Annotated in this window: 24 protein-coding genes; 9 read left to right on the top strand and 15 right to left on the bottom strand. The window is 64.6% G+C overall.

The genetic code is table 11. The annotated features are described in order from the left end of the window. Positions 1–99: 99 nt before the first annotated feature. The 5 genes from VGR99_RS35510 to purC are packed head-to-tail and all read right to left on the bottom strand — an operon-like array spanning position 100 to position 3,058. Positions 100–1,074, bottom strand: coding sequence for a tripartite tricarboxylate transporter substrate binding protein BugD (locus VGR99_RS35510; RefSeq protein ID WP_326904613.1), 975 nt, complete (start codon positions 1,072–1,074; stop codon positions 100–102). Next, on the bottom strand, positions 1,071–1,772 hold the full coding sequence (gene purQ / locus VGR99_RS35505) for a phosphoribosylformylglycinamidine synthase subunit PurQ (protein ID WP_326904612.1): 702 nt from the start codon (positions 1,770–1,772) through the stop codon (positions 1,071–1,073). The genes VGR99_RS35510 and purQ overlap by 4 nt, the downstream gene beginning before the upstream one ends. Next, positions 1,769–2,023 (bottom strand): hypothetical protein, encoded by a 255-nt coding sequence (locus VGR99_RS35500; protein ID WP_326904611.1) that lies wholly within the window; start codon positions 2,021–2,023, stop codon positions 1,769–1,771. The genes purQ and VGR99_RS35500 overlap by 4 nt, the downstream gene beginning before the upstream one ends. A gap of 11 nt (positions 2,024–2,034) precedes the next feature. Continuing rightward, on the bottom strand, positions 2,035–2,277 hold the full coding sequence (purS, locus tag VGR99_RS35495) for a phosphoribosylformylglycinamidine synthase subunit PurS (protein WP_326904610.1): 243 nt from the start codon (positions 2,275–2,277) through the stop codon (positions 2,035–2,037). A 13-nt stretch (positions 2,278–2,290) separates the two neighbouring features. Continuing rightward, positions 2,291–3,058, bottom strand: coding sequence for a phosphoribosylaminoimidazolesuccinocarboxamide synthase (purC, locus tag VGR99_RS35490; RefSeq protein WP_172782948.1), 768 nt, complete (start codon positions 3,056–3,058; stop codon positions 2,291–2,293). A 330-nt stretch (positions 3,059–3,388) separates the two neighbouring features. Here purC and VGR99_RS35485 point away from each other — a divergent pair, with 330 nt between their 5' ends. Next, complete coding sequence (locus VGR99_RS35485; RefSeq protein ID WP_326904609.1) at positions 3,389–3,712, top strand: DUF1476 domain-containing protein; 324 nt, start codon at positions 3,389–3,391, stop codon at positions 3,710–3,712. Positions 3,713–3,804: 92 nt separating this feature from the next. On the opposite strand, the gene cynS is transcribed toward VGR99_RS35485, so the two are convergent. The 4 genes from cynS to VGR99_RS35465 all read right to left on the bottom strand — a co-directional run bounded on the left by cynS (position 3,805) and on the right by VGR99_RS35465 (position 7,520). After that, the gene (gene cynS, locus VGR99_RS35480; protein ID WP_326904608.1) at positions 3,805–4,293 is read right to left on the bottom strand and encodes a cyanase; all 489 of its coding nucleotides are present in this window, start codon (positions 4,291–4,293) and stop codon (positions 3,805–3,807) included. Positions 4,294–4,367: 74 nt separating this feature from the next. After that, positions 4,368–5,291 (bottom strand): ABC transporter ATP-binding protein, encoded by a 924-nt coding sequence (locus tag VGR99_RS35475; RefSeq protein ID WP_326904607.1) that lies wholly within the window; start codon positions 5,289–5,291, stop codon positions 4,368–4,370. A 5-nt stretch (positions 5,292–5,296) separates the two neighbouring features. Next, positions 5,297–6,136 carry a nitrate ABC transporter permease gene (ntrB, locus tag VGR99_RS35470; protein WP_326904606.1) on the bottom strand — a complete coding sequence of 280 codons (840 nt, stop codon included), beginning with the start codon at positions 6,134–6,136 and terminating at the stop codon, positions 5,297–5,299. Positions 6,137–6,140: 4 nt separating this feature from the next. Beyond that, positions 6,141–7,520 (bottom strand): CmpA/NrtA family ABC transporter substrate-binding protein, encoded by a 1,380-nt coding sequence (locus VGR99_RS35465; protein WP_326904605.1) that lies wholly within the window; start codon positions 7,518–7,520, stop codon positions 6,141–6,143. 160 nt (positions 7,521–7,680) lie between these two features. On the opposite strand from VGR99_RS35465, the gene VGR99_RS35460 reads away from it, so the two are divergent. After that, positions 7,681–9,606, top strand: coding sequence for a sigma 54-interacting transcriptional regulator (locus VGR99_RS35460; protein ID WP_326904604.1), 1,926 nt, complete (start codon positions 7,681–7,683; stop codon positions 9,604–9,606). A 10-nt stretch (positions 9,607–9,616) separates the two neighbouring features. Here VGR99_RS35460 and VGR99_RS35455 read toward each other — a convergent pair whose 3' ends face one another. From VGR99_RS35455 to VGR99_RS35445, 3 genes are all read right to left on the bottom strand, one after another. Next, complete coding sequence (locus tag VGR99_RS35455) at positions 9,617–10,495, bottom strand: sulfurtransferase (protein ID WP_326904603.1); 879 nt, start codon at positions 10,493–10,495, stop codon at positions 9,617–9,619. A 62-nt stretch (positions 10,496–10,557) separates the two neighbouring features. Then, positions 10,558–11,691, bottom strand: coding sequence for an acyl-CoA dehydrogenase family protein (locus VGR99_RS35450; protein WP_326904602.1), 1,134 nt, complete (start codon positions 11,689–11,691; stop codon positions 10,558–10,560). A 35-nt stretch (positions 11,692–11,726) separates the two neighbouring features. Next, complete coding sequence (locus tag VGR99_RS35445) at positions 11,727–12,269, bottom strand: OsmC family protein (RefSeq protein ID WP_326904717.1); 543 nt, start codon at positions 12,267–12,269, stop codon at positions 11,727–11,729. A gap of 246 nt (positions 12,270–12,515) precedes the next feature. Between VGR99_RS35445 and VGR99_RS35440 the strand changes: the two genes are divergently transcribed. Continuing rightward, complete coding sequence (locus VGR99_RS35440) at positions 12,516–13,160, top strand: TetR/AcrR family transcriptional regulator (protein ID WP_326904601.1); 645 nt, start codon at positions 12,516–12,518, stop codon at positions 13,158–13,160. A gap of 104 nt (positions 13,161–13,264) precedes the next feature. On the opposite strand, the gene VGR99_RS35435 is transcribed toward VGR99_RS35440, so the two are convergent. Then, a complete protein-coding gene (locus VGR99_RS35435; RefSeq protein ID WP_326904600.1) occupies positions 13,265–14,809 on the bottom strand; it encodes an alpha/beta fold hydrolase in 1,545 nt (514 codons plus the stop codon). Between the two features lie 148 nt (positions 14,810–14,957). Here VGR99_RS35435 and mddA point away from each other — a divergent pair, with 148 nt between their 5' ends. The 4 genes from mddA to VGR99_RS35415 all read left to right on the top strand — a co-directional run bounded on the left by mddA (position 14,958) and on the right by VGR99_RS35415 (position 18,921). Further along, on the top strand, positions 14,958–15,737 hold the full coding sequence (gene mddA / locus VGR99_RS35430) for a methanethiol S-methyltransferase (RefSeq protein ID WP_326904599.1): 780 nt from the start codon (positions 14,958–14,960) through the stop codon (positions 15,735–15,737). Next, positions 15,734–16,711 (top strand): NADPH:quinone oxidoreductase family protein, encoded by a 978-nt coding sequence (locus tag VGR99_RS35425; RefSeq protein ID WP_326904598.1) that lies wholly within the window; start codon positions 15,734–15,736, stop codon positions 16,709–16,711. The genes mddA and VGR99_RS35425 overlap by 4 nt, the downstream gene beginning before the upstream one ends. A 34-nt stretch (positions 16,712–16,745) precedes the next feature. Continuing rightward, a complete protein-coding gene (locus tag VGR99_RS35420; RefSeq protein WP_326904597.1) occupies positions 16,746–17,498 on the top strand; it encodes a hypothetical protein in 753 nt (250 codons plus the stop codon). A gap of 214 nt (positions 17,499–17,712) precedes the next feature. Next, positions 17,713–18,921, top strand: coding sequence for a GGDEF domain-containing protein (locus VGR99_RS35415; RefSeq protein WP_326904596.1), 1,209 nt, complete (start codon positions 17,713–17,715; stop codon positions 18,919–18,921). A 181-nt stretch (positions 18,922–19,102) separates the two neighbouring features. Here the strand turns inward: VGR99_RS35415 and VGR99_RS35410 are convergent, their stop codons facing one another. Together VGR99_RS35410 and VGR99_RS35405 are read right to left on the bottom strand one after the other, a co-directional pair. Further along, complete coding sequence (locus tag VGR99_RS35410) at positions 19,103–20,785, bottom strand: tetratricopeptide repeat protein (protein WP_326904595.1); 1,683 nt, start codon at positions 20,783–20,785, stop codon at positions 19,103–19,105. 95 nt (positions 20,786–20,880) lie between these two features. Beyond that, positions 20,881–21,774 carry a LysR family transcriptional regulator gene (locus VGR99_RS35405; RefSeq protein WP_326904594.1) on the bottom strand — a complete coding sequence of 298 codons (894 nt, stop codon included), beginning with the start codon at positions 21,772–21,774 and terminating at the stop codon, positions 20,881–20,883. Between the two features lie 116 nt (positions 21,775–21,890). On the opposite strand from VGR99_RS35405, the gene VGR99_RS35400 reads away from it, so the two are divergent. Next, complete coding sequence (locus VGR99_RS35400; protein ID WP_326904593.1) at positions 21,891–22,643, top strand: glucose 1-dehydrogenase; 753 nt, start codon at positions 21,891–21,893, stop codon at positions 22,641–22,643. Positions 22,644–22,684: 41 nt separating this feature from the next. Beyond that, positions 22,685–23,068, top strand: a complete 384-nt coding sequence (locus VGR99_RS35395) for a nuclear transport factor 2 family protein (RefSeq protein WP_326904592.1) — start codon at positions 22,685–22,687, stop codon at positions 23,066–23,068. The last annotated feature ends 261 nt before the right edge of the window (positions 23,069–23,329 follow it).

Below are 23,329 nucleotides of genomic sequence, written 5' to 3'. Positions count from 1 at the left end.
CGTCTCGTGATGTCGCAACACCCGGACGCACGCTTGATGGCGACGAGGAGTCAGTCGTCGCCAGCGCGATGCAGGTTCATGGGATGGCAGCGAAAGCTGTTACGGCTTGGCGTCGTCCGCCAGCATCTTCCGGTACTTTTCGACGTCGCGCGTCACCAGTTGCTGAAGCAGCTCCGGCGTATGCTCGTTGTCATCGGGCGCGACGGTGGAAAGATCGGCAAAACGCTTCTTCACAGCGTCGGTCTCGACCGCGGTACGCGCCGCTGCATTCAGCTTGGCGATGACCGCCGGCGGCGTGCCCTTGGGCGCGAACAGGCCGTTCCAGCCCTGCGCCTCGAATTCGGGCAGGCCGGCTTCCGTCGAAGTGGCGAGGTCAGGCAGCGTCGCGAGCCGCACGGTCGAGCCGACCACGAGGCCCCTCACCAGCTTCTCGTTGATCGACTGCGAGACCGAAGCAGCGGCATCGCAGACGCCGTCGATCTGGCTGCCGATCGCGTCGGTGAGCGCGGGCGCAGCGCCGCGATAACCCACCAGCGTGGCGTCGATGCCGGCGGCCGTCACGAAGCTCTTGCAGATGAGGTAGTTTGACGAGCCGACGCCGGCATGGCCGAGATTGATCTTGCCCGGATTGGCCTTGGCGTAGGCGATGAACTCTTTCAAATCCTTCGCCGGAAAGTCCTTGCGGATCGCGATGATGCCGAACGTCTTCGCCACCATCGCGATGGGCACGAAGGATTCGGGCGTGAACGGCAGTTTCGGATAGATCGTGTAGGTCGCAGCATTTGTGCCGGCATTGCCGATCGCGATGGTGTAGCCATCGGGCTCGGCGCGCGAGGCACGCGCCAGCGCGGTGGAGCCGCCGGCGCCGGCAACGTTCTCGATCACGATGGTCTGGCCGAGCGCGATGCCCATCTGCTCGGCCACCGTGCGCGCGATCACGTCCGACGTGCCGCCGGCCGCGAACGGCACGATCATGGTGATCGGACGCTTGGGAAAATCCTGCGCGAATGCGGTGGTTGCGAACGCAACGACAGCAATTGCGGCCGACAGCCGCTTCACCACGAACGAGATCACGCGGCCTTTTCCAGATGCGCGGTGAGGCCGGCGAACAGGCCGCGGCCGTCGGTGCAGCCCATGATGTCTTCGACGTGGTTTTCCGGGTGCGGCATCATGCCGAGCACATTGCCCTTGTCGTTGAGAAGGCCAGCGATGGAATGCGCAGCGCCGTTGATGTTGTGGGTCTCATCGACCGTTCCGTCGGCCGAGCAGTAGCGATAGAGCACCCGCCCCTCGCCTTCGATGCGCTTGATGGTCTCTTCATCCGCCTCGTAATTGCCCTCGCCATGGGCGACGGGCACGCGGATCACCTGGCCGGCATTGTAGCCGCGGGTGAACGGCGTGTCGGAGCGCTCGACCCGCAGATGCACGTCCTTGCAGATGAATTTCAGCCGCGCATTGCGCATCAGCACACCCGGCAAGAGGCCGGACTCGCAGAGGATCTGGAAACCGTTGCAGACGCCGAGGACGAGGCCGCCCTTGGCCGAATAGTCACGCACCGCGTCCATTACCGGCGACCGCGCCGCGATCGCGCCACAGCGAAGATAATCGCCGTAGGAGAAGCCGCCCGGCACCACCACGAGGTCGGTGCCCGCAGGCAGCGACGTCTCGGCATGCCAGACCATCGCGGGCTCGTGACCCGAGATGAGCTTCAGCGCACGAGCCATGTCGCGCTCGCGATTGATTCCGGGGAAGACGAGGATGGCGGCTTTCATTGTGCGGGTGCGTCGTTCAGTTCGAGGCGGTTTTCAATACGGTCTAAGCGACCTTCGTGGCGGACTAGGGTGGCATGCACGCTGGAAATCTCCTGAAAAACGCTGGTGATTTCGTGGCGAATGCCTGTCTGAGACGTTCGCATGGCCTGCACTTCCTGCTTGAGCTCGTCGATTTTTCCATCGACTTGCGCAAGCCGGGCCTGAAGCGGCTTCATCACCTCGAACATCAATTCCGGTGTGACGTCGGCCATACGGTCCGTCCCTAAGCCTTCATCTCGATCGCGTAATTCTCGATCACGGTGTTGGCGAGCAGCCTGTCGGCGGCTTCCTTCAGCGCGGCTTCCGCCCTGGCCTTGTCGGCGCCGGCGAGCTCGATGTCGAACACCTTGCCCTGGCGGACGCTGGCAACGCCGTCGACGCCGAGCGACTTCAGCGCGCCTTCGATGGCCTTGCCCTGCGGATCGAGGATGCCCGTCTTCAGGGTAACGGTAACACGTGCCTTCACGTCAAAATCCTCTTCAGCTCTTCACCAGCACGGGACCCGTGCCCTGCGGACGCTCGTTCTCCATGAGGATGCCGAGGCGCTTTGCGACTTCCGTGTAGGCCTCGAGCAGGCCACCGAGATCGCGGCGGAAACGGTCCTTGTCGAGCTTCTCGTTCGACTTGATGTCCCACAGACGGCAGCTATCCGGCGAGATCTCGTCGGCGACGATGATCCGCATCATCTCGTTCTCGAACAGCCGGCCGCATTCCATCTTGAAGTCGACGAGGCGGATGCCGATGCCGAGGAAGAGGCCGGTCAGGAAATCGTTGACGCGAATGGCGAGCGCCATGATGTCGTCGATCTCCTGGGGCGTCGCCCAGCCGAACGCGGTGATGTGCTCTTCCGACACCATGGGATCGTTGAGCTGGTCGTTCTTGTAGTAGAACTCGATGATCGAACGGGGCAGCTGCGTGCCCTCCTCGATGCCGAGGCGCTGCGACAACGAGCCGGCGGCAACGTTCCGCACCACCACTTCCAGCGGCACGATCTCGACCTCGCGAATCAACTGCTCGCGCATGTTGAGGCGGCGGATGAAGTGGGTCGGCACCCCGATGTCGTTGAGGTGCTGAAACAGGTACTCCGAGATCCGGTTGTTGAGGACACCCTTGCCCTCGATCACCTGATGCTTTTTCGCATTGAACGCGGTCGCGTCATCCTTGAAGTGCTGGATCAGGGTACCGGGCTCGGGACCTTCATACAGAACCTTTGCCTTGCCTTCATAAATGCGACGCCGACGGCTCATGGGGATGTACCGTGTTTTGTTGAAATCCATGTATTTGGTGTGCTCCGGTTACCAGGTTACGACCCACAGCGGAGCTGCCGTGAACGGCCCGGAACCCGCCTGCAACTCGCGGAAACAGAACGGGAACCAAGCCTTCAGGCAACCTATCCGATTGGCTGTCCCAGCACAATCGATCCGGCCCATCCGACGCTGACTTATACCGCCTTGCCTGCGGCTTAACGGCTCGTTGTTTTGCCGATTCCTGCCCCCTATCTAGGCATGCGCCGCGGCCCTCGCAACGAGGGCGGCCAAAGGGCGGCCAGGTCCAGCCAGCTAGGAATTGGAAGAGGAATGAGCGAAATCAACAAGCGCGAGGAAGGCTTTGAGAAGAAGTTCGCCCTCGACGAGGAGCAGAAGTTCAAGGCGGAGGCCCGCCGCAACCGTCTGCTCGGCCTGTGGGCGGCCGAAAAGCTCGGAATCACCGGCGAAGCCGCCACCGCCTACGCCAAGGAGGTCGTCGCGGCCGATTTCGAGGAAGCCGGCGATGCCGACGTCCTGCGCAAGGTTATGGGCGATTTCGCAGCCAAGAACGTGGCCGTTACCGAGCAGGCGATTCGCGCCAAGATGAGCGAGCTGATCGCGGTCGCGGCGGCCGAGGTGAAGGCGGGAAAATAACACCATTGTCATTCCGGGGCGGTCCGCAGGACCGAACCCGGAATCTCGAGATTCCGGATCGCCGCTGACGCGGCGTCCGGAATGACGGCGGATTAACCCTCCTTGAAGCCGTATTCCGGCACGTTGCCGCTGGCGCCGTAATATTTGTACGGCAGGAACTTGCCTGACATCGTGATCTTGACGCGGTCGCCCTTCGGGTTCGCCACGCGCTCGATCCCCATGTCGAAGTCGATCGCCGACATGATGCCGTCTCCGAATTCCTCCTCGATCAGCGCCTTCCAGGCCGGCCCATTCACCATCACCATCTCGTAGAAGCGGTAGATCAAGGGATCGGTCGGCGGCATCGGCGTGCCGGTGCCGCGCATCGGCACCTCGTTCAGCATCGCAACCTCCGCCTTCGACAGGCCGAACAGCTCGCCGGCATTGGCGGCCTGCGGCTTGGTCAATTTCATCTGGCCAAGAATGGCACCGACGATCAGCACCTCCGCATAGCCGCCGACCTGCTCGCAGATGTACTTCCAGGTCCAGCCCTTCTCGCGCTTGATGTCGAGCAGCTTCTCGGTGAGGTCTTCGCGTTTCATGTTGGCTTCTCCTTTCAAAAGCATGATCCGGAAAAGTGTGAAGCGGTTTTCCGAAGCTCATGCGTCAACAAAAATCAGGCACTTAAGCCGGGATTGGTCCCCGGCATCCGGGTCTGTCGCGGCTCATCGCCGTTTGATGCGATCGAGAGGCCGGGCTTGCCGATATGAACGACCGGCACGTTGCGCGGATCGTGATCGGGCTTCTCGGTGGTGAACGTCTTGCTGCGCGTCACCAGGAAGTCGATGATGTGGTTGCGCAGCGCGTAATAGAGCGGATGGCGGTGCAGATCGGTACGGCCGCGGTCCCTCGGCAGCGGATTCTCGACGACTTCGGCGAGCACTGCGCCCGGACCGTTAGTCATCAGGAAAATCTTGTCGGCGAGATAGATCGCCTCGTCTACGTCATGGGTGATCATGAACGCGGTCTGTCCGGTCTCGAGACAGATGCGCCGCACCTCGTCCTGGAGCGTGCCGCGCGTCAGCGCGTCCAGCGCCGAGAACGGCTCGTCCATCAGCATCATCTTCGGCGTGATCGAGAGCGCCCGCGCGATGCCGACGCGCTGCTTCATGCCGCCCGACAGTTCCGAAGGACGCTTGTGCTCCGAGCCCGTCAGCCCGACGAGATCGATGAAGGTCTGCGCATGGGCCTTGACCTTGGCGCGGTCCCAGCTCCGCCATTTCGAGCTCACGGCATAGGCGACGTTGCCGAGCACGGTGCGCCAGGGCAGCAGCGCGTGGCTCTGGAAGATCACGGCGCGGTCGAGGCTGGTGCCCGAGATCGCCTGCCCGTCGACGATGACCGCGCCTTCGCTCGGCGCATCGAGACCGGCGAGGATGTTGAGCACCGTGGTCTTGCCGCAGCCGGAATGGCCGATCACGCAGCAGAACTCGCCGCGCGCCATCGACAGCCAGAGATTCTCGAACACGGTGGTCGTGGCGCCGCTTGCGCCCGGATAGCGCTTTGCAATGCCCTCGATGGAGACGAATTTGTCGGTCATGCCCCCTACTCCGGAAAGGTGACCATACGCGTGAAACGCGCGAGGATCTGGTCGAGCAGCATGCCGACGATCCCGATCAGCAGGATCGCGATGATGACGTTGGTGATCGACAGGTTGTTCCACTCGTTCCAGACGAAGTAGCCGATGCCGGTGCCGCCGACGAGCATTTCGGCTGCGACGATCACGAGCCAGGCGATGCCGATGGAGATGCGCATGCCGGTCAGGATCGTCGGCGCCGCCGCCGGCAGGATCACGGTGAAGGCGCGCCTGACGGTGCCGACCTCCAGCGTGCGCGCCACGTTGATCCATTCCTTGCGCACGCTGGCGACGCCGAACACGGTGTTGAGCAGCATCGGCCAGATCGAGCAGATGAAGATGACGAAGATCGCCGAAATCGAGGAATCCTTGATCGTGTAGAGCGCAAGCGGCATCCAGGCCAGCGGCGAGATCGGCTTCAACACCTGGATGAACGGATCGAGCGCCTTGCTGAGCAGCGGCGACATGCCGATGAGGAAGCCGAGCGGGATCGCGACCAGCACCGCAAGCAGATAGCCGGTGCCGACGCGCGCGATGGAATAGGCAAGCTGGATACCCAGCCCCTTGTCGTTCGGCCCGTTGTCGTAGAACGGGCGCTTGAGATGCTCCCAGAGCTTGGCGCCGACGTCGAGCGGCCCGGGCATTGCCGACTTGCCCTGCGTCGCGGTGAGGCCCATCAGCTTGGCGTATTCCGGGCTCATCGTCGTAACAGGCGCCGTCGAGCGCGTCGCGAGATGCCAGATGCCGAGGAACGCGGCCAGCAGCGCGATCGAGACGAGGCCGGCGCGGAGGCGGAGGGAGGGTGTCATCTCGTCACGACGCCTTCCTGATCTTGAAGCTCGCGACGTAATCCTCGGGCTTGGCCGGATCGAACGTCTTGCCCATCACCGCGAACGACTTGTATGCGCTCGCCGGCGGCGACAGGCCCATCTCCGTCATCAGCTTCTTGGTGTCGGTCGCCAGATAGACCTGCTCGGCCACCGCCTTGTAGTCGACATCGCCCTTGATCTGGCCCCAGCGCTTCATCTGCGTCAGCATCCACACCGCGAAGGACTGCCAGGGGAACGGATCGAAATCGACGCGCTTGGCATCGGTCTTCACCCCGCCGAGGCCGTCGGCATAGGTGCCGGTCAGGACCTGCTCCAGCACCGTGACCGGCGCGTTGATGTAATTGGCGGGTGCGATGGCTTCCGCGATCTGCTTGCGGTTCTCCGCCTTCGACGCATAGGCGGTGGCATCGACGATGGCGCGCGTCAGCGCGGCAAAGCTGTTCGGTGCCGTGGTGATGAACTCCCTGCTGGCAGCGAAGCTGCAGCAGGGATGGCCGTCCCAGATCTCCTTGGACAACAGATGCATGAAGCCGACGCCGTCATAGATCGCGCGTTGGCAGATGTTGTCTGGCGCGAGGAAGCCGTCGATGTTGTCGGCGCGCAGGTTCGCGACCATTTCCGGCGGCGGCACCGAGCGGAGCTGCACGTCGGTATCGGGGTCGAGCCCGTGCTCGGCGAGATAATATCGCAGCAGGTAATTGTGCATGGAGTAGTCGAAGGGGATCGCGAATTTCAGGCCCTTCCAGTCCTTCGGGTCGCGCTTGTCCTTGTGCTTGGTGGCGAGCACGATGCCCTGCCCGTTGATGTTCTCGATCGCGGGCACGACGAAGGGAATCGCGTTGGCGCCGAGACCCAGCGAGATCGCGATCGGCATCGGCGCCAGCATGTGCGCGGCGTCGTATTCCTTGTTGATGGTCTTGTCGCGGATGACGGCCCAGCCGGCGGTCTTGACCACCTCGACGTTGAGGCCGTGCTTGGCATAAAAGCCCATCGGCGCCGCCATGATGATCGGCGTTGCGCAGGTGATCGGGATGAAGCCGACCTTGAGGTCCTTCTTCTCGGGGGCGCCGGTCTGCGCAAAGACTTCAGTCGCCGTCTTCAGCGGGAAGAACTGCGACAGCGCCGCAAGCGCCGTCGATGCTCCAACCGATTTCAGGAAGGCACGCCGCGCCACATCCTGCGGGAACATCGCGCGCATCACGGCGGAGGCGACGACGCCCTCGTAACGCTTCTCCTCGCTTTCGACGGGATCACAACGCAGCGCCGCAGCCTGCGCATGCTCCGCCGCGGATTGGTGCTGGCCGCAGAGGCAGCCGGCTCGAAGGTTACGATCGGGATCAAACGGATTGTCGAACGTGGACATCGGACCTCCTGCGCGTCATTGCGAGGAGCAATTACGCAAGGAGCATGCCATCCCTTTCCGGCCGGCCAGTGCCTTGATGACGCAGCACTTTCAGGCCCACTTGGCCACTACGAAAACTCGTGATAAACGAAATCTCGTAGTTCAATTACGAGATTTCGCAATGGCACCGACGCCGATGCCCGGCCAGGACGATGCGGCCCCAGCGCTCGACCCGCGCGTCGCAGCGTTCGAATCCTCCGTCGAGGCGACGCTGCTGGTCGATCCCTATGGCGACCAGATCGTCGATGCCAATCCGGCCGCCTGCACCCTGCTCGGCTACGACCGTGCCCTGCTGCGGCAGACCAAGGCCAGCACCCTGCACGCGGGCGAGCTTCCGGCCCTCACCGTCTTCACCCAGGCGGTGCTGCACAAGGGCGCTTACTGGACCACGACGCTCAATCCCCGCCATGCCACCGGCCAGGATCTCAGGCTCGAATATTCGGGCTGCGTCCTGCCCCATGACGGCCGCACGCTGGTGCAGCTCACCCTCACCGATCTCGACGCCCGCCGCCGCCGCAATGTCGATGCCGCCGCCGAGGACCACATGCGCAGCGGCATCTCGACCTGGCAGCGGGTCGAGCGTGTGTTCCAGGACATTGAGCGCGAGAACCAGTTGATCCTGCGCGCCGCCGGCGAAGGCATCTATGGCGTCAATGCCGAGGGCAAGACCACCTTCGTCAATCCCGCGGCCGAGCGGATGCTGGGCTGGACCGCCGAAGAGCTGGTCGGCAAGGAAATCCACCCGATCGTCCACCACACCCATCACGACGGCAGCCACTATCCCGATCACGATTGCCCGATCTATGCGGCGTTCCGCGACGGCGCCGTGCACCAGGTCGATGGCGAAGTGTTCTGGCGCAAGGACGGCTCGCCGGCCTGGGTGGAGTACACCTCCACGCCGATCCGCGACCGCGGCGTGGTGGTCGGCGCGGTCGTGGTGTTTCGCGACGTCAGCCAGCGCCGCGAGGCCGACGAGAAGCTGCATGCCGCGCTCACCGAAGTGGATCGCCTGCGAGAGCGGCTGGAGCTGGAGAACGCTTATCTGCAGGAAGAAATCCGTATCGAGACCAATCCGCGCGGCATCATCGGCGGCAGCGAGGCGATCCAGAAGACGCTGCGCCAGGTCAAGCTGGTGGCGCCGACCACCGCGGCCGTGATGATCACCGGCGAGTCCGGCACCGGCAAGGAGCTGATCGCCCGCGCCATCCACGAGGATTCCACCCGCAGCGACCGGCCGCTGATCCGCGTCAACTGCGCCGCGATCCCGCGCGAATTGTTCGAGAGCGAGTTCTTCGGCCATGTCCGCGGCGCCTTTACCGGCGCGACGCGCGACCGCATCGGCCGCTTCGAGCTCGCCGATGGCGGCACGCTGTTTCTCGACGAGGTCGGCGAGATCCCGCTCGAGCTCCAGGGCAAGCTGCTGCGTGTCTTGCAGGAGGGGAATTTCGAACGCGTCGGCCAGGAGCGCACCCGCGCGGTGGACGTCCGCGTCATCGCCGCGACCAATCGCGATCTCAAGCAGGAGGTGCAGCGCGGCCGTTTTCGCGAGGACCTCTATTTCCGCCTCAACGTGTTCCCGATCGAGACCGTGCCGTTGCGCGAACGGCGCGAGGACATTCCCCTGCTCGCCCAGCATTTCCTGACGCGCGAGAGCAAGGCGCTGAAATCCAATCTGCGCCTGTCGGAAGGCGACGCGCGGCGGCTGACCCGCTACGACTGGCCCGGCAATGTCCGCGAATTGCAGAACGTGATCGAGCGCGCCGCGATCCTGTCGCAGAACGGCCGCCTGCGGATCGACCTGCCCGATCCCTCCGGCATGCAGCCTCCGACCGGAACGTCGCGTCAGAAGGCCGACGCGCGCCCGGCGGTGATGACGTCAGCAGAAATGCGCGACCACGAGCGCGCCAACATCCTGGCCGCGCTCGAGGCCTGCGCCGGAAAAGTGTTCGGCCCCAATGGCGCGGCCGAGATGCTCGACATCAAGCCGACCACGCTGGCCTCGCGGATCAAGGCGCTGGGGATCGCGCCCCGTCCGCGGGCCATGTGATCGCGCGCGCTCAGGCCGCCTTCGTGGTGACACCCGATGCAATCGGCAGCCCCTGCTCGATCGGCAGCGAGGGATCGCGCGACCATTCGTTCCAGGAGCCGAAATACATCCGCACGTCCTTCACGCCGGCGTTCTTCAGCGCAAGGAAGGTGTTCGAGGCGCGCGCCCCCTTGAAGCAGTAGAGATAGACCGGCGTCGTGGTCGAGATGCCGACGGTGGCGCATTCCGCCAGAATCTCGTCCTTGGACTTGAAGCGCGGGCCTTCGGCGGTCGGCTTCATCATGCGGTACCATTCCAGCCAGACGGCGCCGGGGATGCGGCCCTTGCGCGGGCAGAAATCCTTGCCGTACGGCGACGAGCTGTCGCCGATCCACTCATCGACGTCGCGCACGTCGAGGATGGCGATGCCGGGCTTGCCGACGGCGCCGAGCATGGTCTTGGCATCGATCAGGATCTCACCCGCTTCCGGCACGATCGCGAACGAGGCCTTTGCCGGCGTCGGCACATCCGTCGTCACCGGGAAGCCGGCCGCCGACCAGGCGTCGAAGCCGCCATGCAGCACCTTCACCTTGGGATAGCCGAGCATGGTGAGCAGGTAATAGCCGCGGCAGGACTGGCCGAAGCCCGAGTTCATCGACTGCTCGTAGATCACAGCCGTCTCCTTGCCCGACAGGCCGGCACCGCCGAACGCATCGGCGAATTTGGTCTTGAGCTCGGTGATGCCTTCGGGCGTCGAGGTCGCGAGGAACGTGAAGATCTCATGCACGTTGACGGCGCCCGGCAAATGCCCGGCGGCGTAGGCATCGGGATTGCGGGTGTCGACGATGACACACGGCTCGCTCTTCAAGAGATCGGCGAGTTCGACGGCAGTGATCAGGACGTCAGTCATGGCAGCCTCTCCGTTGAGGTTGGGGGTCGTCTTGGGGTCGTCTTGGGGTGGACTCGTAGAACTCAGGCATCGGCGAGCATCTTGCGCAGTTGCTTGGTGGCGGGCGTGACGATCGCGACGAAATAGGCCTCGCGCAGGCGCCGCTGCGCGCGGTGGCTCTTGAGGTAGCCGCGCGCGCCACAATGCAGCATCGCCGCATGCGCCGCCGCGACGCTGGCCTCGCCGGCGCGAAGCCTGAGCGCAATCACCTTGCGCCAGTAGGTCTCCTCCTCGTTGTAGGGATCGCGCGCCAGCGCCATGGTCTCGGTCTCGAGCTCGGCGGCAAGATCGCGGAAATGCACCGGCTGCTGCGGCAGGTAGCGGTTGATGTGACCGAGCGGAGAATCGACCTCGTCCATGATGTTGATGCAGTCGCGGATAACGCCGAGCGCCATCCCGGCCTGGAGCAGGATGAAGCCGGCGCGGATCTTCTTGACGAAGGGGCCGGCGGGATCGGCGAGGATCAGCTCGTCCGGCACGAAGGCGTCGCGGAACTGCACGCCATAGGTGCCGGTGCCGTCCATCGCGAGGAACGGCTTGCACGGCGTCAGCGTGATCGCGGGATCGGAGCAATCGGCGAGGAACATGACCGTGCCGGGCTCGCCGCTCGCGATGCCCTGCTCGTCCTCGCGTTCGAAGATCGTCCCGAAATAATGATCGGGGCCGAGATTGGAGACCCAGGGCAGCGCGCCGCGCACGATGTAGCCGCCCTCGACCTTGCGCCCCTTCAGCTTCAGTTTCTCGATACCGAAGAAGCTCTTCATCGGATTGGAGAGCCCGGTGCCGCCGAGCACGCGGCCGGTCGAGAAGGCATCGCCAAAACGCTTGGCCAGCTTCAGATTGGTCGAGTTGGCGGCGTACCAGACCAGCGTGTTCTGGCACCAGGCCATGAAGGCGGTGGCGCCGCAGACCTCGCCGATCCCGGCCATCGCCTGGATCGCGCAGCGCAGATCCGCAGGGCCTTCATGCGGCACGTGACTGCCCCACGCCCCGACCGCACCGAATGCGCGCAGCACCTCGGCCGGATAGACCGTGCCCTCGTCGATACCCGCGGCGAGCGGGGCGAGCTGCTCCCGCGCGATCCGCGCCACCTCCCCTGCAATAGACGGTGCGGGCTGATCCAAAATTTCGACCCGCGATAAAGCCAGTGAACCCATGGTCATCTCCCGCACCTTGTCCTGATTGCTGTCTGCTAGATGCCGACCTCGAGATTGACCGGGCGGGTGAAGGTGTTGGCGACCGGCGACCATTTCTTCACATGGGCGACCAGCGCGTTGATCTCGTCCGGCGAGATGCCCTCGCACTCCATGTCGACCTTGACGCGCACATCCGTGAAGCCGACGGGCTTGTCCGACATGTCGCCGGTGCCCCAGACCGCGGTGATGTTGAGGTCGCCCTCGAGCTCGAGCTCGAGCTTGTTGACGATCCAACCGCGATGCACGGCGTTGGCGTGCAGGCCGACCGCAAGGCAGGAGCCGAGCGCGGCGAGCGAGGCCTCCGACGGGTTCGGCGCGGTGTCGTCGCCCAGAAGCCCCGGTGGCTCGTCGACGATGTAGGGCGGCAGATTGCGGATGTAGTTGGCGTGGCGGAACTTTCCTTCCGCGACCGTCTTGCATTTCAAGGTCTTGACGACCTTCGGATTGGCCTTGCCGTTGGCGATCAGTTGCTCGAGGCCATTCTTGTCGATGGGTGCGAGGCAACCCGTCAGCACTGTCTTTTGAACGACGGCAGTCATCATCTTCTCCCTGGCAGCCGTGGAATCCGGCAGGATACCGAACGGTCTGTTTCCCTGCATGGAGCGTGCCAGAGAGGCCCAAAAACAAAAGGCGAGGCATTGAAGCCGCTTAGCGGTGACTGCCTGCGGATTGACCAGCCGCCGCTTGCTCAAAGGCGATGCAGATGCGCTTTTCCATGCGAATTTTTTCAGCGCGGAACAGTTGCGGCTTGCTGATGCGGCGCGGCTGCGGGTAAGTTTGGACTCATGGCAAAGACGTCATCGAAGAAGAATTCCACATCGCCGCATTCGGGCGCGGGCGACGACGAGTCCGCGCGCGGTCGGCTGCTCAGCGCGGCGACGCATCTGTTCTGCAAGAACGGCATCAACGCCACCGGCATCGATGCGATCATCGAGGAAGCCGGCACGGCGAAGACGACGCTCTATAAATTGTTCGGCTCCAAGACCAACCTCGTCAACGCGGTGCTGGAGAGCGAAGGCAAGCAGTGGCGCGAATGGTTCATCGGCGCCATGGAGCAAGGCGGCGGCGATGCGCAGGCGAAACTGACGCGGATCTTCCCGGCGCTGAAGAGCTGGTTCGCCGAGGAGCGCTTCTACGGCTGCCCCTTCATCAACGCGGTCGGCGAGCACGACAAGGACGCCAAGCAGTTCCGCAACATCGCGCTGAAGCACAAGAAGATCGTGCTCGGCCACATCGAGAAGCTCGCCAGCGAGTTCGGCTCCAGCGAACCCGCCGTGCTCGCCCACCAGCTCGGCCTCATCATCGACGGCGCGATCGTTGCCGCGATGATCTCGCGCGACCCGGGCGTGGCGGATACGGCAGCGCTCACCGCAGGCCCCCTGCTCGGCCAGGCGAAGACGAAGAAGAAGCGCGAGTTGGAGGCGGTGTAGGTCCGTAGGGTGGATTAGCCGAAGGCGTAATCCACCTCTTTGATTTCCGCGGAGGCAGACGTGGTGGGTTACGCCCTGCAGATGCGCTTCGCGCATCTGCAGGGCTAACCCACCCTACGAATAAACGCCTTGACCGCCGCGAGCACCGGCCGCTGATCGCCGGCAAAGAACCAGTGATCGTTGCCTTCGAGCTCGACGAATTCCGCGCCCGCAATCCGGCTCGCGATATCGCGGCCGGCCGCGATCCGCACCGCCCTGTCGTCGCGACGGTGCAGCACCAATGTCGGCACGGCGATCTCAGGCAGGAGGTCGCGCACATCGGCATCGCGAAACGCCTCCAGCACCGCCGAGATGCCGCCGGGACTGGACGCCGCACGCAACAGCCCGGCCCACCACGCGCGCGCCTGAGGATCATTGGCAAGGCTCGGCGCAAAAGCCTCGATCCCGACCGGACCGCCCCATTGCGCGACCAGGTGCCTGCTCCAGGCATCATACTGGCTGGCGCGGAGCGCATACGGATAGTCCTCGGCCCAGCATCCTTTTGCCAGCGCACCGAACAGGATCAGCCCAGCGACGCGGCGCGGTTGATCGACCGCGAACTTGATGCAGGCCGGCCCGCATTCCGATGCACCGAACAGCACGACACGGCGCGAGCCCGCCGCCTGCAGCACGGTGCCGATATCCTCCGCGGTGACGTCGATCCCGGGCGCCGATCCGACCCGGTCCGACAGCCCGATGCCGCGGCGGTCGAAAACAACGAGGCGCCCCAGCTTCATCAATGACGTCAGGAAGCTCCGGCTCGCCGGATGCTCCCAGGCGCGCTCCACATGCGAGACGAAGCCGGGCATGACCAGGATGTCGAGCTCGCCGCTGCCATAGGTCTGATACGCCAGATGCACGCCGGCGCCCTTGACGTAGCGCGTGACCGGCACGGCATCGCGCAGCGAGCCTGCCGGACTCATCAACGCTTCGGTCTCGGCTTCCGGCGCAACGCCAAGCTCGTCGCGCAGGCGCTGCGTCAGCGCCGCGTGATGCCGCTCGGCCCCGCTGCGGTCGCCGGCGAGCAGCAGGCTGCGGATCAGATGCCGGCCATAGACCTCGCTGAGCGGATCGAGCTCGACCAGACGTCCCGCATAGGTGGTCGCCGCAAAATGGTCGCCGGCTGCATTCTTGTCCTGCACCAGGCGTTCGAGCGCATGGACGAGCCGTCCGCGCAGAGCCTCGCGGCGAAAGAACGCCCAGTCGTCGAACTCGGACGAATCTTCTGGGGAGAAGCCCGCGAGGAAGTCACTCCGATAGATCTGGCACGCCGCTTCGAAATCGCCGCGATCGCAGGCGCTCTCGAACAGATGCGTGTCGATCCGCAGCGCGACTTCCACAGACCATCGCACGCTGGTGCGATCGGTCTCGAACACCTTCTGGCCGAGTGTGAGCTCGATGCGGTGAAGCAGGCGCCGCAATCGCGCGAGGCTGGTCTGTCGGGCCGTCTCGGGCCACAGCAGCGTCGCCATGACGTCGCGCGTGACCGCCCCCTTGGCCTCGGCGAGATAGACCAGCAGCGCGAGACCCTTGCGCAAGGCCAGCTTGATCGGACGGCCGTCCGCATGGACCTCCGGGAACCCGAATGTCTCCAGCAGGAAAGCCGTCATGAAAATCCTTCCTCCCATCGCTGCCTCCCCGGGGGACGCACAGGGGACGGTCGGGCGGTAGTCACCGGGCCAGATCGGGTCCGCGCGCCGGCGAGCGCTTCAGGCTCCTGCATGCGGCACCGCCGTCACAGGCACAATAGGAGAAACCATGTTCGCGCGTCTCGCAATCCTGCTCTACGCCCTCGTGAGCTATGGCGTATTCACCGTTTCGTTTCTCTATGCGCCCGGTTTCGTCGGCAATTATGTCGTACCCAAATCGATCGATGTCGGCAGAGTTTCGAATGTGACCGAGGCCACGCTCGTCAATTTGCTGCTGCTCGGCCTGTTTGCCATCCAGCACAGCGTCATGGCCCGCCCGGCCTTCAAGCGATGGATCGTCAAATTCATTCCAGCGGCGTGCCAGCGCAGCACCTATGTGCTGCTCTCCAGCCTGATCCTGCTGCTGCTGTTCTGGCAGTGGCGTCCGATCCCGACACCGATCTGGCAGGCCAGCGGCGTTGCGGCTTGGCTGCTGACCGGCATCCATTGGCTCGGCTGGCTGATCGCGTTCGCCTCGACCCATATGATCGATCATTTCGATCTGTTCGGCCTGCGCCAGGCCTTCGCTACGTGGCGCGGGGCCGAGATGCCAAATCAATCCTTCAGGACGCCGCTGCTCTACAAGATCGTGCGGCATCCGCTGATGCTGGGCTTTCTGCTCGCGTTCTGGGCGACGCCCGAGATGACTGCCGGGCATCTGCTGTTCGCGCTCGCCAACACCGCCTACATCCTGGTCGCCCTCCAGTTCGAGGAACGCGACCTGATTGCCGAGTTCGGTGCGACCTATCAGGAGTATCGCCGGCGCGTTCCCATGCTGCTGCCGCGTCTGTTCACGCATCACCGGATCGACGATCGCCAGCCGTCCCGGCCTGTTGGAGCACCCCGATGAAAGCGATCCTGTGCCATTCCTTCACCGGCCCCGGAGATCTGCGCCTCGGTGAGATCGACGAGCCGCACCCGGCGGCCGACGAGATTCTCATCGACGTCCATGCGGCCTCCGTCAGCTTCATGGACCAGTTGCTGGTCTCGGGCCTCTACCAGATGCGGCCGCCGACCCCCTTCGTGCCCGGCACGGAAGCATCCGGTGTCGTCGTCGCGGTCGGCGACCAGGTCACGACGTTCAAGCCCGGCGATCGCGTGGCATGCAGCAGCTGGATCGGCGGCTACGCCGAACGGATGACCGCCAAGGCATCGAAGAGCGTGCGCCTGCCCGATAGCGTCGCGTTCGAAACCGCGGCCGCATTTTTGCACAATTACGGCACGGCCTATTATGCGCTGGTCGAGCGGGCACGGGCCGCGCGCGACGAGACTTTGTTTGTGACGGGCGCCGCCGGCGGTGTCGGGCTCGCCGCCGTCGACCTCGGCCGCCATCTCGGCCTGCACGTCGTCGCCGGAGTCGGCTCCGACGACAAGGCCGGCCTGGTGCGCCGCTACGGCGCGCGCGAGGTCATCAATTATCGCAGCGAGGATCTGCGCGACCGGATCAAGTCGGTCACATCAGGCCAAGGCATCGATATCGGCTTCGACAATGTCGGCGGCACCATCCTCGAGCAGATGGCCCGGCTGATGAACTGGGGCGGACGCCTGATGCCGATCGGCTTCACCAGCGGCGCCATTCCGTCGATCCCGATGAACCTGCCGCTTCTGAAGAACTATGCCATCGTCGGCGTCTTCGTCGGCGCCTGGGCGGAGAAGTTTTCCACCGAGGCCGCGCAAATGAATGAGACGCTGGTGCAGTTGCTGGCGGGCGGACACATCCGCCCGCATATCGACCGCGTCCTCCCTTTGGAGGAGGCCGCGCACGCCATGCAGGCCGTGGCCAATCGCACGGTTCAGGGACGAATTGTCCTCAAGATAAGATAGAGTGCGCGAGGCACGGCAAGAGAGGAACACACCGGTGACATCGATCATCATCGACAAGCGCTTTTGCGGTCCTCCGAACTCCGGCAACGGCGGCTATGTCTGCGGCCGGCTGGCCCAGCACATTCCCGGCGGTGCCGAGGTGACGCTGCGCGCGCCGCCTCCCCTCGACACACCACTCGATGCAGCCGCGACGAACGACGGCACATGGGAGCTTCGCGACGGCGCCAAGGTCGTCGCGACCGGCCGTGCGGTGAGCGTCGAGCTTGCGCGGCTGGAGACCGCCAGTTTCGAGGAGGCCAGCGCCGCCGAACTGCTGACGCCGGTCAAGCCGCACGAGCATCCGCTGCCGACCTGCTTCGTCTGCGGCCCGGCGCGCGCGAAAGGCGACGGCCTGCGCATCTTCGCCGGCCCGCTCGGCCGTCATGCACACGCGCCCGTTCTCGCAGCGAGCTGGACACCCGATCCCAATCTCGCCGCCGAGGACGGCCTCGTCGCGCCCGAATTTCTCTGGTCGGCGCTCGACTGCCCCACCGGCTTCGCCAGCAATTGCGATCCGCAGAGCGGCGCCGCCGACCGGACACCGCTCCTGCTGGGCCGGATGTCCGCCCGCATCGAAACCCGCCCGCGCCCCGGCGACCGCTTGATCATCACCGCCTGGCCCACCGGCCGCGACGGCCGCAAGCGCACGGCCGAGGCCGCACTCCATGATGAAGCCGGGAGGTTGCTGGCGGTGGCGAAGACGACGTGGATTGCGGTGGAGCGCGAGGTGCAGCTCGGGCGCGGATGACGGTCTCGCAGGGTGGGCAAAGGCGCGCAGCGCCGTGCCCACGATCTCTCCCAGCTCGCTGCTCCCTGCACCAATCCGTATCTTCCTGCACGACTACGGTCCCGGCGGCGCCGATTTACCTTGCGTCAAGCACGGTCGGCGATCGGTCGCTGCCTTAAAAGGCTATTAGGAGCGATCGTCGTTGTTGGCGCCCGGAATACGGGGACGGTCGGCAATGCAATCGAACGAGGGACTCTACAGTGCGCCGCGCTGGCGCCTGACGCGCTGGCTGGCTGAGCCGGGGCTTGGGGTCCCCGACGACATCCGCGCCGCGCTCATTGCCCAGCTCCATGGATCGCTGCCGGTCTTTGCCGCCGGCGCCGTCAACACCATCGCCGTCGCGGCCGTGATCGCCGTCCGCAAGCCGGCCGCACCGTTCATTGCCTGGCTGGTGATGGAGATCGCGATCTGCCTGGCCCGCCTCGTCGTGCTCGTCTGCGCGCATCGCAGAGCCCGGGCGCATCGCCCGACCCCGACCGACCTTCACCTTCTGCTCGCGGTCGCCTGGAGTGCCAGTGTCGGTTTTGGCGCCATCGTCAGCCTTGCGAGCGGCGACTGGGTCGTGGCCATGCTGGCCACGCTGTCGGCGGCGGCGATGGTCGGCGGCATCTGCTTCCGCAATTTCGGCGCGCCACGGCTGGCCGGGACCATGATCCTGCTGAGCCTCGGTCCGATCGTCCCCGGCGCCGCGCTTGCCGGCGAGCCGCTGTTCTACATCGTGTACCTCCAGGTCCCGATGTATCTGGCTGCGATGACCGCCGCCGCCTTCCGCCTCAACCGGATGCTGGTCACCACCATGCGTGCCGAGCGCGAGAACAACCATCGCGCCCATCACGACGCGCTCACCGGCCTGCTCAATCGCGCAGGTATCGTCGAGGCGCTCGGCGCCAGGCTGGGCACCCATGCCGAACGGCCGTTCGCGGTGCTGTTCTTCGATCTCGATAATTTCAAGCCGATCAACGACACGTTCGGCCATGCAGCCGGCGATGCGGTGCTGAAAGCCGTGGCCGGCCGCGCGCGCCGGGCGCTGCCTGACGGTGCGATGGTAGCCCGGATGGGTGGCGACGAATTCGTCGTGCTGGTCGATGGCCTCACGGCCGACATGGCGCTGGAGACCGGACACCGGCTCATCCGCGAGGTTGCCGTCTCCTATGATCTGGGCGGCGAGATGTGCGCCAGCGTCGGTGCCAGCGTCGGCATTGCGATGTCGCCGGATCACGGTGCCACGGTCGCTGAATTGCTCGCGGTCGCCGATGCCGCGCTCTACGAGGCGAAGTCTGGCGGCAAATCGCGCTGCTGCTTCGCATCGGTCGAGACCAATGTCGCGGCGTTACGCCGTCTCCAGCAGAGCAACCCGAAGGGGCCGGTCGCGAGCGCCGCTTGATGGAGCGATGCGCGCTCCCTCCCCGCGGCCCGGTTTCGTGGGCAAAGGCGCGCAGCGCCGTGCCCACCATTGTCACCTGAATTGATCGCGCGAAGCATGGTGGGCAGGCTTCCTGCCTTCGCTCTTCGAGCTACGGCGGACAAGTCGCTTCGCGCACCATGGGAGGCTGTGCCTGACGGCGTCAGCGGCTCGCCCGCAACGAGCTGAGCTCGAAATCCGCGGCCTGTTTCTCGACGAAGGTCTTCGGGCAATCGGCAACAGCGAGGTCGAACAACCGCGAAGCTTCTTCCCTGGAGCCACGTTGCAGGGTCAGTTCACCAGCATAGAAATGCGCCTCGCAGACCTGTCCCTTTCTTCTCCTCGGATCTGGATCGTTGGCAGCGTCGAGCACTTGCTCCGGCGTCGTCGTGCCAAGAAACAGGTTGATGATCGGCGCAGGCCATTTCGTCATATCGAGCTGCGTTGCGGCCTCGGCCAACCGATCTGGTTCGTGACTGCGCCTTGCAATGATCTCACGCCACAATGCCGCGTAGGCATTCTTGGGGTCGAGCCGGACCGCCTCATCCAGATCGGCCAACGACTTGGCAAGTGAACCGGCCTGCCAATGAGCGCTCGCGCGGGCGCGGTAGGCGCGGACGTCCCGGGGATCGAGTTGCACGAGCTGATCGTAGTCCGCAATCGAGCGGCTGAAGTCTCCCTTGGCCTTGTACGCGTTGGCACGCAGCCCGAGCGAATCCTTGTCCCTGGGATCAAAGCGGATCGCCTCATCATAGTCTGCGATGGCACGATCGAAGTCCCCTTTCGCATAATAGGCAGTTCCCCGGGCGCGGAGCACAGGGCCATCTCCCGAAGCGAGTACGATCGATTCACCGGCGACGGACGCGGAAATGGGATCGGCGTCCTGACCTTGAATCTGACTCTGCCGATCGCCGGCGTTTCCTTGATCCTGATGTGCCAGGCGGATCGCCTCATTGTAATCGGCAATGGCGCGATCATAGTCGCCTTTTTGAGCATAGGCGACGCCGCGACAGCCATAGACATACCGGCTTCGTGGGTTCAGCTCGACGATCCGGTCATAGTCGGCGATAGCGCGGTCGAACTCACCGAGCTGAGAAAAAGATTCGGCTCGGAAATAGTAGAAAGAGTCGTTCCTTGGCTTGATCGGCATTGTTTGATCGAGTTCAGCCAAAGCACGCTCTCTGTTGCCCTTGGCGAAGTAGACCCGGCCACGGCACAATTGGCCGCCGCCGGTTTGGGGGCTGAGCTCAACCGCTCGATCACAGTCGGCCATGGCCCGATCCGGATCACCCTTGCGAACGTAGGCGAGGCCTCGGTCGACATGCGCGATGACATTGTCCGGATGGATCAGCAGAGCCTGATCATAGTCGGCGATGGCGCGGACGAAGTCGAGTCTCGCCAGGTAGATTTGAGCGCGCCCTATGTAAGCGTAGGTATTCCTGGGATCGAGCTCGATGATTTTGGTGTAATCAGACATTGCGGCCGCAGGCTCTCGCTGTCGGAGATGCGCAAAAGCCCTGTGGAGTCGGGCGGGCAGATTGTCTGGGTAGCGCTCGATGATCTGGTCGTAATCGGCAATTTCGCGGTCGATCTCGCCTTTCTGGCGGTAGAACATGGCGCGGCGCATGTGTGCCATGACCAGGCCTTGCTGCATGGCCGGCGCCGCCTCGATCAGGGCGGTACAACCCGCGATCCGGTCATCGACACTGAAATTTCCGACCGCATTGCACTTGGCGGACAAGGGCATTTCCGCGCGGGCGTTCGATATTTCGAGCAGGACCGTTAGCGCCAACACACCCACGCCTGCTGCCGCACCAACGAGCGCGCGGCCTGTCATTCCAAACATGCAGTCCCCAACTCAATTCCCGGGAACTGTCATAGCAACAGGCGACGCGTCTGCACAGCCCTTGGTTGCGGCGCTGGCCCATCCTGCGAGACGACCTACACCAACGTCTTGGAAAATCCCGCCGCGAGATGATCGATCAGCGCGCGAACCGCCCGCGGCAGACCGCGTCGTGTCGTGAAGACGAGATGCACCATGCCGCGATGACCGCGCCAGTCTGACAGCACATGGACGAGCCTGCCTTGCTCGAGTGCGTCCCGGCAGAGGTGATCGGGCAGAAGCGCGATACCGAGGCCCGCGACCGCCGCATCGCGCACTGCGCCGAAGTCGCCGCATCCCATGCGCGGCTCGTGCCTGTGGATGCGAGCCTGTCCGTCGTCCGTCTCCAGATGCCATTCGACCAGCGCGTCGTCATCGGATGTCGCGAGCGTCGGAAGCGCGGCAAGATCGTCCAGAGTTCGCAGGCGGCTTGCCAGCTGCGGGCTCGCGACGAGGATGCGCGTGGACGTGCCCAGCGAGCGCATGGTGAGCGCAGCATCACCGACAAGGACGGATCGGACGCGCAGGGCCACGTCGATCCGCTCCTCGATCAGATCCACGGGACGGTCGATCGCGACGAGTTGCAGGCGCACCTTGGGATAGCGCGTCAGGAAGCTCGCCACGAGCCCGGACATCTCCGCGACCATGCCGGTCGGGCAACTGAAGCGAATGCGGCCATGAGGTTCAGACTGCGCTTGCGTCACGAGCGCTTCGGCCTGCTCGGCTTCCGTCAGGATCGCACGACAGCGCTCGTAGAAGGCCTGCCCCACCTCGGTGACCCGAAACCGCCGGCTCGATCGTTCGATGAGGCGCAGCCCCAGGCGCTCCTCTAGGCCAGCAATCCGCCGGCTGAGCTTGGACTTGGGCTCGCGCAAGGCCCGCCCGGCCGCGGCAAACCCGCCGTGCCCAACCACCTCGGCAAAATAGGCAAAGTCGTTCAGGTCGATCTTCATCGTTCCTCTCATAGAACGCTGAGTACCATATCTGACGACTACTCGCATCATCGTTCCGCAGGCATCTACGAAGGGCAGCGGCGCTTCCCGCCAGATGCTTCCAAAGGAGACGGACGATGACTGACAGGTTCAACAACAAGGTCGTGGTGGTGACCGGCGGCACGAGCGGCATCGGCCTTGCGGCTGCCAAGGCTTTTGCAACTGAAGGCGCCTCGGTGTTCATCACCGGCCGCCGCCAGGACGCGCTGGACGCGGCGGTGAAGGCGATCGGCGGTCGCGTGACCGGCGTTCAAGGCGACATGGCCAATCTGGCCGACATCGACCGGCTCTACGACGCCGTCCAGAAGAAGCACCAGCAGATCGACGTCATCTTCGCCAATGCCGGCGGCGGCGAGTTCGCACCGCTCGGCACGATCACCGAGGAGCATTATCAGCGCACGTTCGACACCAATGTGAAGGGCGTTCTCTTCACTGTCCAGAAGGCGCTGCCCCTGCTTCGCGACGGCGCCTCCATCGTCCTGACGGCATCGACCACCAGCGTCTCGGGTACGCCGGCTTTCAGCGTCTATTCGGCAACCAAGGCCGCCGTGCGCAACTTCGCGCGCAACTGGATCCTCGACCTGAAGGATCGGCGCATCCGCGTCAACGCGATCAGCCCCGGCGTCACCGAGACGCCCGGGCTGAACCATCTGTTCGGCGCCGGTGAGCAGGCGGAAGGCACGAAGACCTACCTCGCAGGACTCATCCCGGCCGGCCGCGTCGGCCAGCCCGACGAGATCGCCAAGGCGGTGCTGTTCCTGGCCTCCGACGAGGCGAGCTTCGTCAATGGCGTGGAGCTCTTCGTCGACGGCGGCCAGGTTCAGATCTGAAGCGCCGCCTTCAGCACAATTCACGGAAATGGAGAAGACCGATGACCCGGACGAATGAATCGACGGATCGAATCCACCAACTGCTTCAGCGCAACCTTCAGGAGGTCTTCGGCGAGGGCGACGCCAGGCGTCGCCGCGCCGCGATCGACGAACTCTGGACGGAGAACGCCGCGCTGTACGTCCCGCCAGGCGTCTTCGTCGGGCGCGATGCAATCGACAAATTCGCGGGCGAGCTGCGGGCCACTCATCCCCACTTCGTCTACACGCCGACTGGCGAGCCACAGGCGCTTCACAATGCCGGACGGCTGGCCTGGACATCGGGTCCCCGCGGCGAAGCGCCTGATTACACAGGATGGGATGTGATCATCGTGGAGAACGGCAGGATCGCCGCGCTCTACGTCTTCCTCGACCAACCCGGAAAGTGAAGGCTGACCTCGCGACCGGTTCGTAGGGTGGATTAGCCCGCGGCTGCGCGAAGCGTAGTCGTGGGCGTAATCCACCGCTGTAGCTTCCGCAGAGACGAACATTGGTGGGTTACGCCTTCGGCTAACCCACCCTGTACCTTTCTCGCGTTCGGCGTCAGTCTACCGATATAGACTGGACACACGGGCCGATCCGCCGTGAGCTGCCTAATCCACCTGTGCCATGAGCACCTGCGTAGGACCTGCGCCGCGGTGGAACGGCTG

This window comes from Bradyrhizobium sp., from assembly GCF_035935975.1.
Lineage (GTDB): Bacteria > Pseudomonadota > Alphaproteobacteria > Rhizobiales > Xanthobacteraceae > Bradyrhizobium.
Note: the sequence above shows the minus strand (reverse complement) of the source record. Positions and strands in the feature narration are given on the sequence as shown.